At 59.7% G+C, this 12,444-nt stretch carries 15 protein-coding genes, 1 tRNA gene and 1 pseudogene; 10 read left to right on the plus strand and 7 right to left on the minus strand.

The features are described from left to right. Nucleotides 1–143 precede the first annotated feature (143 nt). Entirely contained in the window at nt 144–281 is a 138-nt protein-coding gene (locus HY852_RS07750) for a hypothetical protein (protein WP_291603823.1), read from the plus strand. A 153-nt stretch (nt 282–434) separates the two neighbouring features. Here HY852_RS07750 and HY852_RS07755 read toward each other — a convergent pair whose 3' ends face one another. Then, nucleotides 435–878, minus strand: a complete 444-nt coding sequence (locus HY852_RS07755; RefSeq protein ID WP_291603824.1) for a CBS domain-containing protein — start codon at nt 876–878, stop codon at nt 435–437. A gap of 193 nt (nt 879–1,071) precedes the next feature. On the opposite strand from HY852_RS07755, the gene HY852_RS07760 reads away from it, so the two are divergent. Further along, nucleotides 1,072–1,737, plus strand: coding sequence for a transposase (locus HY852_RS07760; RefSeq protein WP_291603825.1), 666 nt, complete (start codon nt 1,072–1,074; stop codon nt 1,735–1,737). Between the two features lie 101 nt (nt 1,738–1,838). Here the strand turns inward: HY852_RS07760 and HY852_RS07765 are convergent, their stop codons facing one another. Then, nucleotides 1,839–5,795, minus strand: coding sequence for a hypothetical protein (locus HY852_RS07765; protein WP_291603827.1), 3,957 nt, complete (start codon nt 5,793–5,795; stop codon nt 1,839–1,841). Nucleotides 5,796–6,190: 395 nt separating this feature from the next. Here HY852_RS07765 and HY852_RS07770 point away from each other — a divergent pair, with 395 nt between their 5' ends. After that, a complete protein-coding gene (locus HY852_RS07770; RefSeq protein ID WP_291603828.1) occupies nt 6,191–6,475 on the plus strand; it encodes a hypothetical protein in 285 nt (94 codons plus the stop codon). Nucleotides 6,476–6,633: 158 nt separating this feature from the next. Here HY852_RS07770 and HY852_RS07775 read toward each other — a convergent pair. Beyond that, nucleotides 6,634–6,708, minus strand: a tRNA-Glu gene (locus HY852_RS07775). Nucleotides 6,709–7,006: 298 nt separating this feature from the next. Here HY852_RS07775 and HY852_RS07780 point away from each other — a divergent pair. Genes HY852_RS07780 through HY852_RS07790 form a run of 3 tightly spaced genes read left to right on the plus strand, consistent with a single transcriptional unit; the run spans nt 7,007 to nt 7,734 of the window. Further along, a complete protein-coding gene (locus tag HY852_RS07780; RefSeq protein WP_291603830.1) occupies nt 7,007–7,261 on the plus strand; it encodes a PilZ domain-containing protein in 255 nt (84 codons plus the stop codon). Nucleotides 7,262–7,315: 54 nt separating this feature from the next. Further along, complete coding sequence (locus tag HY852_RS07785) at nt 7,316–7,558, plus strand: hypothetical protein (RefSeq protein WP_291603831.1); 243 nt, start codon at nt 7,316–7,318, stop codon at nt 7,556–7,558. Between the two features lie 11 nt (nt 7,559–7,569). After that, complete coding sequence (locus tag HY852_RS07790; RefSeq protein ID WP_291603895.1) at nt 7,570–7,734, plus strand: hypothetical protein; 165 nt, start codon at nt 7,570–7,572, stop codon at nt 7,732–7,734. Nucleotides 7,735–7,738: 4 nt separating this feature from the next. Here HY852_RS07790 and HY852_RS07795 read toward each other — a convergent pair whose 3' ends face one another. Both HY852_RS07795 and HY852_RS07800 read right to left on the minus strand, forming a co-directional pair. Beyond that, on the minus strand, nt 7,739–8,386 hold the full coding sequence (locus HY852_RS07795; RefSeq protein WP_291603832.1) for a glutathione S-transferase family protein: 648 nt from the start codon (nt 8,384–8,386) through the stop codon (nt 7,739–7,741). Between the two features lie 288 nt (nt 8,387–8,674). Continuing rightward, nucleotides 8,675–9,127 carry a VOC family protein gene (locus HY852_RS07800; protein WP_291603834.1) on the minus strand — a complete coding sequence of 151 codons (453 nt, stop codon included), beginning with the start codon at nt 9,125–9,127 and terminating at the stop codon, nt 8,675–8,677. A 289-nt stretch (nt 9,128–9,416) separates the two neighbouring features. Between HY852_RS07800 and HY852_RS07805 the strand changes: the two genes are divergently transcribed. Further along, on the plus strand, nt 9,417–9,602 hold the full coding sequence (locus HY852_RS07805; protein ID WP_291603836.1) for a hypothetical protein: 186 nt from the start codon (nt 9,417–9,419) through the stop codon (nt 9,600–9,602). Here HY852_RS07805 and HY852_RS07810 read toward each other — a convergent pair. Continuing rightward, on the minus strand, nt 9,599–9,724 hold the full coding sequence (locus HY852_RS07810) for a hypothetical protein (protein WP_291603838.1): 126 nt from the start codon (nt 9,722–9,724) through the stop codon (nt 9,599–9,601). The genes HY852_RS07805 and HY852_RS07810 overlap by 4 nt on opposite strands. 208 nt (nt 9,725–9,932) lie before the next feature. Further along, entirely contained in the window at nt 9,933–10,097 is a 165-nt protein-coding gene (locus tag HY852_RS07815; protein WP_291603839.1) for a hypothetical protein, read from the minus strand. 235 nt (nt 10,098–10,332) lie between these two features. Here HY852_RS07815 and HY852_RS07820 point away from each other — a divergent pair, with 235 nt between their 5' ends. From HY852_RS07820 to HY852_RS07830, 3 genes and pseudogenes are all read left to right on the plus strand, one after another. After that, nucleotides 10,333–10,575, plus strand: a complete 243-nt coding sequence (locus HY852_RS07820) for a hypothetical protein (protein WP_291603841.1) — start codon at nt 10,333–10,335, stop codon at nt 10,573–10,575. 106 nt (nt 10,576–10,681) lie between these two features. Then, a pseudogene (locus tag HY852_RS07825) lies at nt 10,682–11,439 on the plus strand (NAD-dependent deacetylase). A 203-nt stretch (nt 11,440–11,642) separates the two neighbouring features. Further along, a complete protein-coding gene (locus tag HY852_RS07830; protein ID WP_291603842.1) occupies nt 11,643–12,302 on the plus strand; it encodes a cold-shock protein in 660 nt (219 codons plus the stop codon). Nucleotides 12,303–12,444 lie beyond the last annotated feature (142 nt).

Genomic DNA, 12,444 nt, shown 5'->3' on the forward strand with positions numbered 1-12,444 from the left:
TAGCAGAAGCAACGCCAGGTCTGCCGTCTTTCAGCTAAGGGCCAGATGCGGAAACTACGGCAGGCCGTTTACCGAAGGTTAGCGCTTCCCGCTGCACAACCAAGGGATGTCTCCCGTTGAAAGGATGAGAGGCCGATCCCGACATGATCGAGCGGCTGTGCCGGGCCGAGACCATCGGCCGGCCGCTCGGCAGTCGCAAATTCATGGATGCCATCGAGCGCAGGACGCGGCGCGTCCTCAAACCCGCCAAACGCGGCCCCAAGCCGCGCGAGGAGAGTTAAGTGCACTGTCACCGTAATGCCGTAATGCCGCCCTGTCACCGCAACTACCGTGTCTCACTTCAGGGGTGCAGTCCAGCACTGTCACCGTAATACCCAAGAACTAGGCCCGCCGCAAAATCGGTGACGGGGGGCGACGGCACCACGGTTCGTCTGTCAGCCCCCGGGGCTATCCGTCATGATGTAGCCCATCAGGTCGTCCACGTTGTGCTCCAAATCCCGGATGATGTTCTTGACGACGTCTCCGATCGAGATCACGCCCACGACCTTGCCCGCGTCCAGCACTGGCAGATGGCGAAAACCGCGCGCAGACATCATTGCCATGCAGCCTTCCAGCCGATCGTCCGGCTTGATCGTCACCGGGTTGCGCGTCATCACTTGGCCCACCGGCGTCTGCTTCGCATCGAGCCCGGGCAGCAGCACTTTGATGGCGCAGTCACCCTGGGTCACGATACCGACCAGCACGTCGTCGTCGATGACCAGCACCGACCGGACCCGGTTGTCGCGCATCTGGCGCAAGGCTTCGACGACCATGTCGCCGGAACGAACATGGATCAGGGCGCCACTCTTCTGGGCCAGAGCGATTTTTACTGTGCTCATCGATCTCCTCTCGCGGGCCGTGTCCTGCCCAGCCTTGCTGGCCCGCAATGAAGGTTAGTCGAAATATCTTGCTTTGTCAGCACCGCGCCGATGTCGCCGGCGAAGCCTGCCACCGATTCCAACAGAATTACGGAATTACGGTGACAGTGCACGTAATTGACGTTCCCCTTGTCCGTGGTTCATGCTGGGCCGCATGGCTCGTCTCGCCCGTGTCGTCATTCCCGGATTGCCGCATCACGTGACGCAGCGCGGCAACGGCGGTGCGCGGACGTTTTTCGGCGATGACGACTACAGGCTCTATCGCGATCTGCTCGCCGCGTCCTGCCGGGCAGCCGAGGTGGAGATCTGGGCGTGGTGCCTGATGCCGAACCATGTCCACCTGATCCTCGTGCCGGCCGATGCCGACGGACTGCGCCGCGCGCTTGCGCCGGTGCACCGGCGCTACGCAGGCGTCATCCATGCGCGCCGCAAGCGGACCGGTCATTTCTGGCAGGGGCGGTTCGGCTGCGTGGCGATGGATGAGGATCATCTGGCAGCGGCGCTGCGCTATGTGTCGCTCAATCCGGTGCGGGCGCGGCTCGTCAAACGCGCGCGCGACTGGCAGTGGTCCAGCGTGCGGGCGCAGATCAGCGGACGCGACGATGGCGTGACGGCGATCGCGCCGGTGCGCGAGCGCTATCCGGACTTCGCGGCCTTTCTGTCCGAAGAGGCCGATCCCGACATGATCGAGCGGCTGTGCCGGGCCGAGACCATCGGCCGGCCGCTCGGCAGTCGCAAATTCATGGATGCCATCGAGCGCAGGACGCGGCGCGTCCTCAAACCCGCCAAACGTGGGCCGAAGCCGCGCGAGGGGAGTTAAGTGCACTGTCACCGTAATGATCCCGCATGCGACGAAGCCCGTCTAATTGGAGCATCTTGCCGCACGCTCTTGCCTTCGAGCAAACCGTCGAACCTACTGGCTCAGCTCTTATTTGGAAAATCCGGAAGTTCCAGCTCCGCTCGCTTGCTTTGTTTGGTCAACGGAGACGGCCGCGCTCCAAGATCATAGGCAAGGAGCCTAAGAGGAGCGTGCAAAACAATCGGCTCTCCAACGGGCCTTAAGCAAAGGGCTCGGAGAAAGGACGGATAGTCGGGATGCTTCCGCAAGTCTGGAATGGCAGAGGGAGGGATGTGAAGCTCACCGGGTGCCCAATTCAAATCGCGAAGGAGCTCCGGCACATCTTTCTCTCCCCAAGAATTCCTACCGAGCCGCAATAGCGCTACTGCATGCCGCACAGATGGAGGGTCACTTGGCAGAGCCGTAAACGCTGATCCGTCTAGCCTAGAGATAGCGGCTTGAAATCCCGTTCCTGGTCCGACCCTAAGAAACGGGAGGAGGCCTCGCCGTCGAGGATCACGGTTGAAGGCCGCAGCAACGAGAGGTGTTGGAGCAAATTGACGCGCTCCCCGAAGCCCCGCTTCATCAACGAGATCAACGAACTTGTCTCTCTCCCAAGCACCAAGCGCCCTAAGCAGGTAACTAAACAGCCTCGCGACTTTGAGGCGCTGATGCTCTGCAACGAGGTCGATAGCTTCCTCAATTAACTCTCTCGCCCCTTGCGGAAGAGCATCGCTCGATCTGTGGCGCATGTTTGAAATCAGGATTTCAAGCAGCCTGATCTTCTTCTGCTCAGACTGAATACCCCGCAAAACGACAGTGAAATCATCGTATTTGAATGGCCCGGTGTCCCTCCCGAAGGGCCTCAATACATTGAGATAAGCTAGCCCCTTTGATCCAACACTTGCGTTGAAGTATCGCCCGCTCGCCCACGGCTCAAAATCACCGGGATAAGCACCTTTCTCGATCCACCGTTCCTCGGCCGCCTTCCAGTCATCGAGGTCGCCAAACTTCCCATCTTCAACCTCCTGCGCCAGCAACTCGGCTGAGGCTCCATCCTGTAGTTCAGCAAGGATTGAGACGCAAATCCAAGGCAAACCTTGGGTCGGAAGCCCTTCGCGACCGCAGACGGCCATTTGCCGGAGCATTCGAGCGAGTGACGTAGCGGACGGCTTGCTGACAAATGTCGCCAGAGCCAGATAAGCCGCCCAATTCGGCCTAGCTTGCAAATCGGGACAAATAACGTAGGCAGGTGCTTCGCCAAGAGGAACGAACGCCGAGTTTGAGACCACGTGGCCGCTACGATCACGGATCGCTACTCGTTCAGTGAGGCGGTTGTTCAAGAAACCTGATGGAAGAACGCTAAAGCGCAACATTTTTTCCAACGTCACGCTTGGAGGCTCATCCTCGTCGTACCACTCAATATCATCGATGAAGCGATGGGTCGCTCGCGGGCCAGCTTCCGCTTGGGCTAGTTTAATTTCCTCTATCAACCGACTAGTCCAAGTACCAGTCATGACATCGACGGTTTCAAGCACTCGGTTGGGGTCGGAAGGCCAATGAGCCAGCATGATGCTTTCCGAGAAGGCAGGATCAACATCAAGAAGCTCTGATGTTAGAGCCCAAGCCGCCTTCGCAGCGGGAGTGTTCCCTTGCGAAAGTCGACTAGTTAGTTCCTCGTGGAAAACGTTTGCAGTGCCAGAAACCAGTTGGAGTTTGAGCCTCGGGTCCAACATGTCTGGGCCGATATCCAGTACAGATAGCGCTCGACGAACGAGATTTCTGCGGAAAACTGGAGCAGTATGAGCCAAACCGTCGTGCAACAACTCCAATGCGAGCCTTGCTCCGGAGCGCACTAATCGACCGTCTTCACCTTGGTCGCCGTTATCGAGTGCGTGACAGATTGCGACCACTTCGGAGCGCAGTGGACTAAGTTCAGCCACAGAAAATATCTTACTCGCAGCTATACGAAAGACGTGCTGCCAGTGAGCGCTGAGCGCGATTGCTCGCAAACGCTGCACCACGACGGTGGTCGAGAACGCAGCGATTTGAGCTGCTGCCATGAATTCTTGCAATGATCTCACGTCGAACGCGATCCTGCCTTCTACGCGGCATGCGAGCAGAACAAGCCTCTCAGTGGCAATTCGAACAAGCTGTTCAGAAATGCTGGAAACCTCCTCTGGCGTGTACTCCTCCTCGGATAACAGTCTGACGACCAACGCTCTGAACTGCTCAACAGACAGATGCGGATTAGCCGCGCCAGCGACCTCCGATATCACGTGGAGAATGAACCCCGCCTGATAGTGTACGGTGTCGATTTGCCTCTTGTAGTCACGAATTAGCTGAGCATCAGAACTTGTTTTCTGAGCTTCTCTATCGCGGAGAAGAGTGTAGTACCGCTCAAAAAGCTCCCACCGATCCTGTGGTATGGCACCCTTTAAAAGGGAAATTCCAAAGAGGATAGTCACTTGAAGTGGCGTCGTGAGTAGGAGCATGGTTGATGCATCGTTTGCCGCGCGGGTCAGCTCAGCAATAATAGCCTCCCGCCTGTCGGGGTCCGAGAGACGAACTTCCGAAAGTCGCCGAGCAAAATTCAGAGCGTTTGGTGCAGTTAACGGCGAAAGCTCCCAATGCTGCCAGTATTGAGAACTTAGGTCGTCATTGTAGCCCTGCGGCCGCGTCGTGACGACAACAAGAGCGTCTGACTTCGCTAAGCTCAAATCGTCCCAAAGCGCATCAATGCTCTTGATAAGCTGCGCGCGGTTTCCACTTGGCGGCACCTCATCCAGGCCGTCCAAGATGATCAGCGCGGGACAACTCGACAACCAGTGACGCAAATCGGTTGCCGAGATAGCCTGATCCACATCGCGAGAAAGACGCGCCGCCATGAAGGCAATAAGACTGACGCCATTGCCTCCTGCTTTCTGCAATGCATCCGCGTAGAGAGGTAGATCGACGCGAATTGGAAAACGAGCAGGACCGTTGAGCGGCAGGCCTTCGATACGAGCTCTTTCCAAAACTGGAAAAACAAGATCGGCTGTCTGGGGGTTTAGTTGTGCGCTTGAATGCTGTGATAGTAGCCTTGCTCGGGCAACCTGCGCCAGAAATTGACCGAGAGTTGACTTGCCTTGCCCCGGGCCGCCGAGAATTACAATCCTGTTGGGCAACGGAAGCGAGCGCCCTTTGTCGGGCCGCGGGTGACAAGAGATGGCCTCGCTGTCGAGTTTGTCCGCTGCCCGTCGCAGGATTTCAGCGACGATTTTCGGAGCGCTCTCTTTCCGTTCGTCAGAGTTCTGGAATGGCTCTTCGGCCTCATCCTCCTCGTCCCCATCTTCAGGTTTGCCTTTTTCTACATGCACTTCATGCAGAAAAGGCAAATCAACAAAGAGGTCGTGTAGGTAAACTGGCTTCTCTGTTTCTTGCCCTGCGTCTCTGAGGCGAATATCACGCTCTTGCCTTAGGTCACGAGCTAGCGCTAATGGAAGAACATCTTTCAGCTTTGGGCGGGCAATAAGGTCAATTAATTCAGCGAGAACATCCCCCGGCGTGAGCCAAGCCGAGTAGGATATGCGCACGTCGCGGGCATTCTCCAGAAGGGCCCGCAAATCATCTGCTGCCCATATTGCAGCTGCTTTGAATTTCAGCTTCTTTTGATATTGTTCGATTAGACGTTCGACTTTCGCTCTTCCGCCATTTTTTGCTTCGGGCGAGAGCGTGACGTTAGTCGCTATGATGTAATACTCTGGGCGTCGAAGACGCTTGTTTTTTTGATATTTGCCAAATTCCGCCTTCAGTTGGGTTATCAGCCAACTCGCATCTCTGGCGTCACCCTTCGGAACTTCTTTGCATTTCGCTTGGATAACAATATAGCCGTTCCACCGAGCTTCTAAGCTAGGAAAGGGCACTGTGCCCTCAAAGGTAGCTTCCCGCCCGCCATCCGGCCCAGCTCCAAATACGACGATCCCCGGACCAAGTACGTTGACACTCAACGCTTGGATCAAGCGCTCGAAAGACTGCGCGGAGAAATTATCAAAGAACATCTGGTCACCGGCAAAGGTTGAATGGCCTATTGAACGTGAAACTAACAAATTCGCAACCTGTGCTAGCTAACCGGTGGACTTATGAACCTAATTCCCATGCGGTCGGGGCTTGTATAAAATCAAAATGGTCCTGCCGAGCGCTCGTCGCCGTTTCGCGCGTCAAGAATGCAGCTTGAGTGCCCAGTGTTGTAAAGAAATGGCGCTAGTCAGGACAAAATACGAACTGCCGGCTCGACCCGGAAGAGTGGCTCCTGCAACTCATTCTGAGCCAAAATGAACAGCGCATCGCCTTCGCGTAAGGCGGCACACAATCTCCGCACGCATGAGGTGGCGCGTTGATGGAAAGTCAAAAGCGACGGATGCGCGTCCGGGCGACCCTCGAGCGATTGGGCACGATGCGCCGTTGGAGAGGATCCAAGGTTCAAACCCTCCTGTTTACCGATGTCGTCGAAGCTGAGACCGGAATTCTCATCCGCGATCATGTCTGGATGCGCGTCGGCAAATGGTGGCAGACCGGCGGAAGAAATATGCGCGGCGTCTCCGTGGAGTTCGACGTCACCATCGAACCGGTCGACAAGGGCTATCGGGGTCGCCGGGCAGACGTCTCATCTGATCTGCGAATTGATCCACTTGGATTCCGACGGCCGGCAAGGCTGACGATCCAGGAGGCGGCGCGCTGATCGCAGCTCGCTAACAAAGGCGCGTAGGGCGCAATAGCGGCAGCGTATTGCCGCCGCCAAAGGCGTCCGTATTCATGGCGTATCACGCTGCGCTGGGCCCGGGCAGCCGGCCTACTGCGATCCGAACAGCCAGTTTGACAAGGGAAATACGCCGGAAGTGGCGCTCCCTAGCGGAATCGAACCGCTCTCTCCACCGTGAAAGGGTGGCGTCCTGACCGATAGACGAAGGGAGCAAACCGGAAGCCCCACCACAAGGTCGTGGCTGCCGCTCGCATGGCTCATCACACTTTATACTTACGGCAGTCGACCGATGGCCGCGGCGGTGCCGTACCGGACCCGAAAGGTCGCGCCGGACCCGGGGGGCGGCCGAACGTATAGTGGCCTTTGCGCGACCGGGCAAGCCATTCGGGAGCGCTGCCGGAGCAAAGCCGGGCAGGGCGCGACCGAGCTGCGCGGAGGGTGTTTCGGCGGTAAAATCAACGGTTTCTTAGGGTTCCCTGCGGTAGCGCTGGAGCAGGAGAATTCGCTGAAATGGCCCTGACCAAGAAACGGGAAGCGCGCAAATCGCTATCCCAGCCCGCCTGGATCACGCTCGATGGCGGCTTCGCTGCCCGCAACTGCGTCGTGCAGGACCTCTCACGATCGGGAGCCAGAATCACCCTGAACGAGGACGCGAGCCAGTTGCCGGGCACAGTGCGGCTGGGATTTGCGCGTAACACCAAGGCGAGCCGCTCCTGCCGAGTGGTGTGGCGTCGAGGCCGCTCGGCTGGAATCAAGTTCATCTGATCTGCGTCGAAGCCGCAGATGGCCTCGGGTCGGCCGTCGGGCTAAAAGGGCCCGATGCGAAGCTTGTTGCTCCTCTTCCTCGTCACTCTGCTCGTCCCTTCCGCAGCCCAACCCTTGAGCAAGGCGGCAGTAGACGATACGCCGGTGAAGCGGCTTGCCCCCAAGAGCGCACCGGCCGCCAATTCCTGCGCGGCGTTCGGGCCCGGCTTTGTCAAGGTCGATGGCAGCGACACTTGCGTAAAGATTGGCGGAGCCATCGGGATCGGGGTGGGCGCCGCGGGCGGCGGGCGCAGGTAAAGGACCGGGTGATGGGAGGGCTGCTGCAGCTCGACATCATCGTCCCGCTACTGATGTATTGCGCGCTGCTCTGGTGGGTTGGCCGGGGCATGAGCTGGACCAGGCGCCTTGTCGTCGTGGGCGTCACGCTCGCACTCATCCTTTATGTCGTTCTGGCAGAGCGCGGGTGGCGCTGAGCAGTCATGACATTGGCGGCGCAATGAACTGAACGAAGCCCGGCCGCTCCGCCAATCGTGCAAACCAGCGGGCGAGGTTGGCCAGGGTCGGCCGCCTGATCCCCTCCACGCCGAGCCATCGCCGCGCAAAGGCACCAAGCGCGATGTCGGCGATGGTGAAATCTTCGCCCTCGATGAAGCAGCACGTGGCGAGCTGGCGATCGACGATCCGCCATACTTCCGCGGCGGCGTCGGCTTTCTCCTGGATCACCTCCATATCGCGCTGATCGGGCGGCGTGCGCACCAGTGCCCAGAACACCGGCCGGTCCACGGGCTGCACCGTCGACAATGTCCAGTCCAGCCAGCGATCGACGGCGGCGCGCTGTCTCGGTGCCTGCGGGTAGATCGGGGTGCCCCGGCCATAGGCGAGGCAGAGATAGCGCATGATGGAATTGGATTCCCACAGCACGAAATCGCCGTCGACCAGGGTCGGCACGCGCGCGTTGGGGTTCATCTCGAGATAATCTGGATCCTGATTGCGCCCGAACTGCATTCCGGCATCGATCCGCTCATAGCTGAGATCGAGCTCACGAAGGCACCACAGCACTTTCTGTACATTGACCGAGTTGGTCCGGCCCCAGATCGTCAATTGCGGCTGGTTGTCCTCCGGCACGTCGTCGCTCCCTTTCGCTATTGTTTGAGGCCCTGATAATGCAGGCCGCGCGACCGCGATCGCAATGCAAGAAACGAAAAAGCCCCGCCGTGCGGCGGAGCCTTCGTTGGAGCGGCATGTCACAAATTCACATGAAATGTCAGCCGCCGAAGAACAACCAGAGCAGGATGATCACCGGTATCGGCACGCCAAGCAGCCAAAGCAAAAGTCCTCGTCCCATGGTTCCTCCTCCATCCACAATCAAGGAGAAAACGCAGGATGACTTCGCTGGTTCCGGCAGGGAGCTGCCTACCAGTGGCCGGTGTTCGGCATTGACAGCCACGGCTCCTGTGGCGGTTTGGGCTCGCCTTTCTGAAGCAGCTCGATCGAGTGCAGATCCGGCGATCGCACGAACGCCATGTTGCCGTCGCGCGGCGGACGGTTGATGGTGACGCCGAGCTTCATCAGGCGCTCGCAGGTCGCATAGATGTCGTCGACCTCGTATGCGAGGTGGCCGAAAAAGCGATCCTCGCCGTATCTCTCCTCGTCCCAATTGTAGGTGAGTTCCACAAGCGGCGCGCCACGGGTCGACGGCAGGTGCTTCAGCTGGGCCTCGTCCTGGGGCGCGCACAGGAAGACGAGCGTGAACCGGCCCTTCTCATTGACGATCCGCCGTACCTCCTTCAGCCCGAGCGCATCGCGGAAGAACTTGAGGGCGATGTCGAGATTGCGCACGCGCAGCATGGTGTGGAGGTAACGCATGGTCAGGTCTCCCCTAAAGCCGTTGCTTCCCTAAAGCCGTTGCTTCGGGTCTGAATAGCAGCAAACGCCGGACGCCGGCAGGGGGCGATCATCAGGAAATGCTTATCCGCACGATCTCGCATTTGCGTGATGAATTGCGGCACGTGCCGGATGCTTACGGGGTGAAGCGCGCTACAGGAGGGCTAACAAAGGCTTTCCGCGGAACGGATAAACCTATTCGGTTAGGTTAAAACCCAGATCGCGTTGCAGTTGTGGCCTGTTGCGATAGGTGTACCTGGCGGAGACAGCCATGGTCCCTTCATTCTATCAAGCCGACAGAGAAACCTACCGACGTGTTGTGGGAGTCGGCGCGCTGTTCTGCGTTGCCTTCGTCATGATCAGCTTTTCGCTGCGACCGCAGCCCGAAGAAGGCCGCGTGCTGGTCAAGGCTGACAGGCTGGTACGCACCGCGGGCCAGCCGAACACCGCCAACTAGTCTTTGTTGCCGCACAACCGCTCGTCGTCCGAACCGGCCCGAGCCGAGGGGCCGCGCGTCGCGATCGCGACGAAGCCGGCATAGCCGAGGAGATTGAGCAGGACGTCAAGCCAGACGGGCATTCGCCACCTCTGGACTTCAATCCCGCAAGACCGCTGCGGGTTCCTGCACCGAGCGCGCGCCGACCCGCGCAACTCACATGGCCGGAGCGGGCCGTGAGCTTCAAAGGCCGGAAGTGATCCAACCGCCGGCCAAGACTGCTTCTTCCTGTCTCTGCCGACGGCGTCTCCTTGAGGAACTCGGCAATGGCACGAGAAAGCTCGGCATCGCTCATGGCCAGAAAGATGGCCTTTCCACCTTGCGGGCGTTCTCCAGCGTCGACACGAAATATTCCTCGCGTTCCTGCCTGAACTTCTCCTGCGTGGCACGAAAGGCCGCGACCCGCGCCTCGATCTCTGAGCGCTCGCGTGTTCTTCGTTCTTCTTGTTCTGCCATTTGCCCATCCCTTCTATCGAGTTCGAATCTCCTGTCCCGATGCGGATTGGGGTAGGAGAGTGGGGCGCGAATTGGGAGTAGACGGTGCAGGATTGTGGTACGCACATCGAGCGACTTCCTGCCTGCGCATGCTTCGCGCACGGTGGACACATTCGCGCGCCACGGTGGATAAAATGCTTCGTGTCCTTGTCGCTCGCCCGTCTTCCCGGTAGCCAAGAAGCAAAGGGGAGGCCTCATGGCTAAGTTTGATCTGGATTCACTGAGCATCGAAGAACTCGCGAAACTGCGCGAGAGTGCAACCGAGAAACTGATGGAAAAGGTGGCGGCGCGCCAGGCGGAGCTGGAAGCCGAGCTGGAAAAGCTCGCGCAATACAGGCCGATCAAGAAGGCTGTCGCCGCGGTGCCGACGAGCAAGCAGCGCAAGAGCGAAGACAAGAAGATCGACGAGCCCAAGGACGCGGTGGCCAAGGCGGCCTGATCCGCTCGCGTCGCTCCGGCAGTGCCGGCGGCGAGGATGAGGCAACCCCCGGCAGGGCTCCGTTTGGACGTGCTATAGGAGCACGTCCAAAGCACGGAAACCCACCATGATTGCACCGGATCTTGGCAGTGGCGTCGAACGGCTCGGCGACATGATCGCCGCAGCCTCAACCATCGTGCCTTTCACCGGGGCCGGGATCTCGACAGAGTGCGGAATCCCCGATTTCCGCTCGCCGGGAGGGGTGTGGGAGCGCAACCGTCCGATCGGGTTCGATGAGTTCCTCGCGAGCCACGAAGCGCGCAACGAGGCCTGGCGACGTCGTTTTGCCATGGAAGCGACCTTCGCCACGGCCAAACCCGGGCGCGGGCATCGGGCGATTGCCTCGCTTTATCGCGCCGGCAAGATTCCGGCGGTGATAACCCAGAACATCGACAATCTGCACCAGGCGTCCGGAATCGCGCCGGACCACGTGGTCGAGCTCCACGGCAATACCACTTACGCGCGCTGCCTCGGGTGCCGGCAGCGCTACGAGCTTGGCTGGGTGAAGCAGCGATACGACGAGGCAGTGCGCCTGACTGCATCGATTGCGGCGAACCGATCAAGACCGCCACCATCTCCTTCGGCCAAGCCATGCCGGAGGATGCGATGCGCCGCGCTACCGAGCTCACGCAGCACTGTGACCTGTTCATTGCGATCGGTTCGTCGCTCGTGGTGTGGCCCGCCGCGGGTTTCCCGATGATGGCGAAGGACTGCGGCGCGCGGCTTGTGATTATCAACAGGGACCCGACCGATCAGGACCACATCGCCGACCTGGTAATCCGGCATGATATCGGCGAGGCCCTTGGTCCGTTTGTCGGCAATTGATGCTCCAAGTGATTCGTGCGCCTGTGCAAGACTGTTCATAGGTTCCGCCGAATCTCTTTTTTGTCTATGCGCGGCAAGCGGGAGTGTTATCTTTTGATTCGAAAGATTCGTGTGTCGTCCTAAGGAGCTGCTCTGAACGGACGCGTGTTTTCGGCGCTGTCGTCACGATGGCAGGCCGCAATTGATGTGTGGGGTCCGGGGTCATGGGGTCGGACGGATTAGAGTCCAAGAAGGTCGGGGGCGTGCCAGGCGGGACCGGGACAACCCGTCTTGGTGCAGGCGAGTTTCCAGGCGGCGGGCGCGATACCGCGATCAACCCGTTTCAAGGCCTTGGCGAGGCCGGCGCGAGCCTTGTCGAGATAACGGGCGTCATCAAGTGGTTCGATGCCTCGAAAGGCTATGGCTTCATCGTTCCGGACAATGGCTGGCCGGACGTCCTGTTGCACGTCACCGTGCTGAGGCGTGATGGATATCAAACCGCCTACGAGGGTGCGCGCGTGGTTTGCGAATGCGTGCAGCGCGCCAAGGGCCACCAGGCGTTCCGGATCCTGTCGATGGACGAGTCCACGGCGATTCATCCGGCGCAGATGCTGCCGCCCCGCACCCATGTCAGCGTCACCCCAACCAGCGGCCTGGAGCGGGCGCAGGTCAAGTGGTTCAACCGCCTCCGCGGGTTCGGCTTCCTGACCTGCGGCGAGGGGACGCCGGACATTTTCGTGCACATGGAAACGCTCCGCCGCTTCGGTATGACCGAGTTGCGGCCGGGTCAGTATGTCCTGGTCCGCTACGGGCCCGGTTCCAAGGGGATGATGGCGGCCGAAATTCATCCGGAGACGGGCTCGCCCGCGCTGTCGTCGCACTGACGGGCGGAGTCCCGGTAGCCAACTCTCTCATTCGCGAGGCGACCCCGATGTCGTCTCCAAGCCGGCTGCTTGGTATGGCAGTCTGGTAATCCCCACGATCGCCGCGTAAGGATGGGGCCTCTTACCGCTGCTGGGATGAGTG

This window comes from Bradyrhizobium sp. (assembly GCF_016213215.1).
Lineage (GTDB): Bacteria > Pseudomonadota > Alphaproteobacteria > Rhizobiales > Xanthobacteraceae > Bradyrhizobium.

Coding starts and splice junctions, on each gene's coding strand:
- HY852_RS07750 (WP_291603823.1), top strand. CDS start 144: ATGATCGAGCGGCTGTGCCGGGCCGAGACCATCGGCCGGCCGCTCGGC.
- HY852_RS07755 (WP_291603824.1), bottom strand. CDS start 878: ATGAGCACAGTAAAAATCGCTCTGGCCCAGAAGAGTGGCGCCCTGATC.
- HY852_RS07760 (WP_291603825.1), top strand. CDS start 1,072: ATGGCTCGTCTCGCCCGTGTCGTCATTCCCGGATTGCCGCATCACGTG.
- HY852_RS07765 (WP_291603827.1), bottom strand. CDS start 5,795: ATGTTCTTTGATAATTTCTCCGCGCAGTCTTTCGAGCGCTTGATCCAA.
- HY852_RS07770 (WP_291603828.1), top strand. CDS start 6,191: ATGCGCCGTTGGAGAGGATCCAAGGTTCAAACCCTCCTGTTTACCGAT.
- HY852_RS07780 (WP_291603830.1), top strand. CDS start 7,007: ATGGCCCTGACCAAGAAACGGGAAGCGCGCAAATCGCTATCCCAGCCC.
- HY852_RS07785 (WP_291603831.1), top strand. CDS start 7,316: ATGCGAAGCTTGTTGCTCCTCTTCCTCGTCACTCTGCTCGTCCCTTCC.
- HY852_RS07790 (WP_291603895.1), top strand. CDS start 7,570: ATGGGAGGGCTGCTGCAGCTCGACATCATCGTCCCGCTACTGATGTAT.
- HY852_RS07800 (WP_291603834.1), bottom strand. CDS start 9,127: ATGCGTTACCTCCACACCATGCTGCGCGTGCGCAATCTCGACATCGCC.
- HY852_RS07805 (WP_291603836.1), top strand. CDS start 9,417: ATGGTCCCTTCATTCTATCAAGCCGACAGAGAAACCTACCGACGTGTT.
- HY852_RS07810 (WP_291603838.1), bottom strand. CDS start 9,724: ATGCCCGTCTGGCTTGACGTCCTGCTCAATCTCCTCGGCTATGCCGGC.
- HY852_RS07815 (WP_291603839.1), bottom strand. CDS start 10,097: ATGGCAGAACAAGAAGAACGAAGAACACGCGAGCGCTCAGAGATCGAG.
- HY852_RS07820 (WP_291603841.1), top strand. CDS start 10,333: ATGGCTAAGTTTGATCTGGATTCACTGAGCATCGAAGAACTCGCGAAA.
- HY852_RS07830 (WP_291603842.1), top strand. CDS start 11,643: ATGGGGTCGGACGGATTAGAGTCCAAGAAGGTCGGGGGCGTGCCAGGC.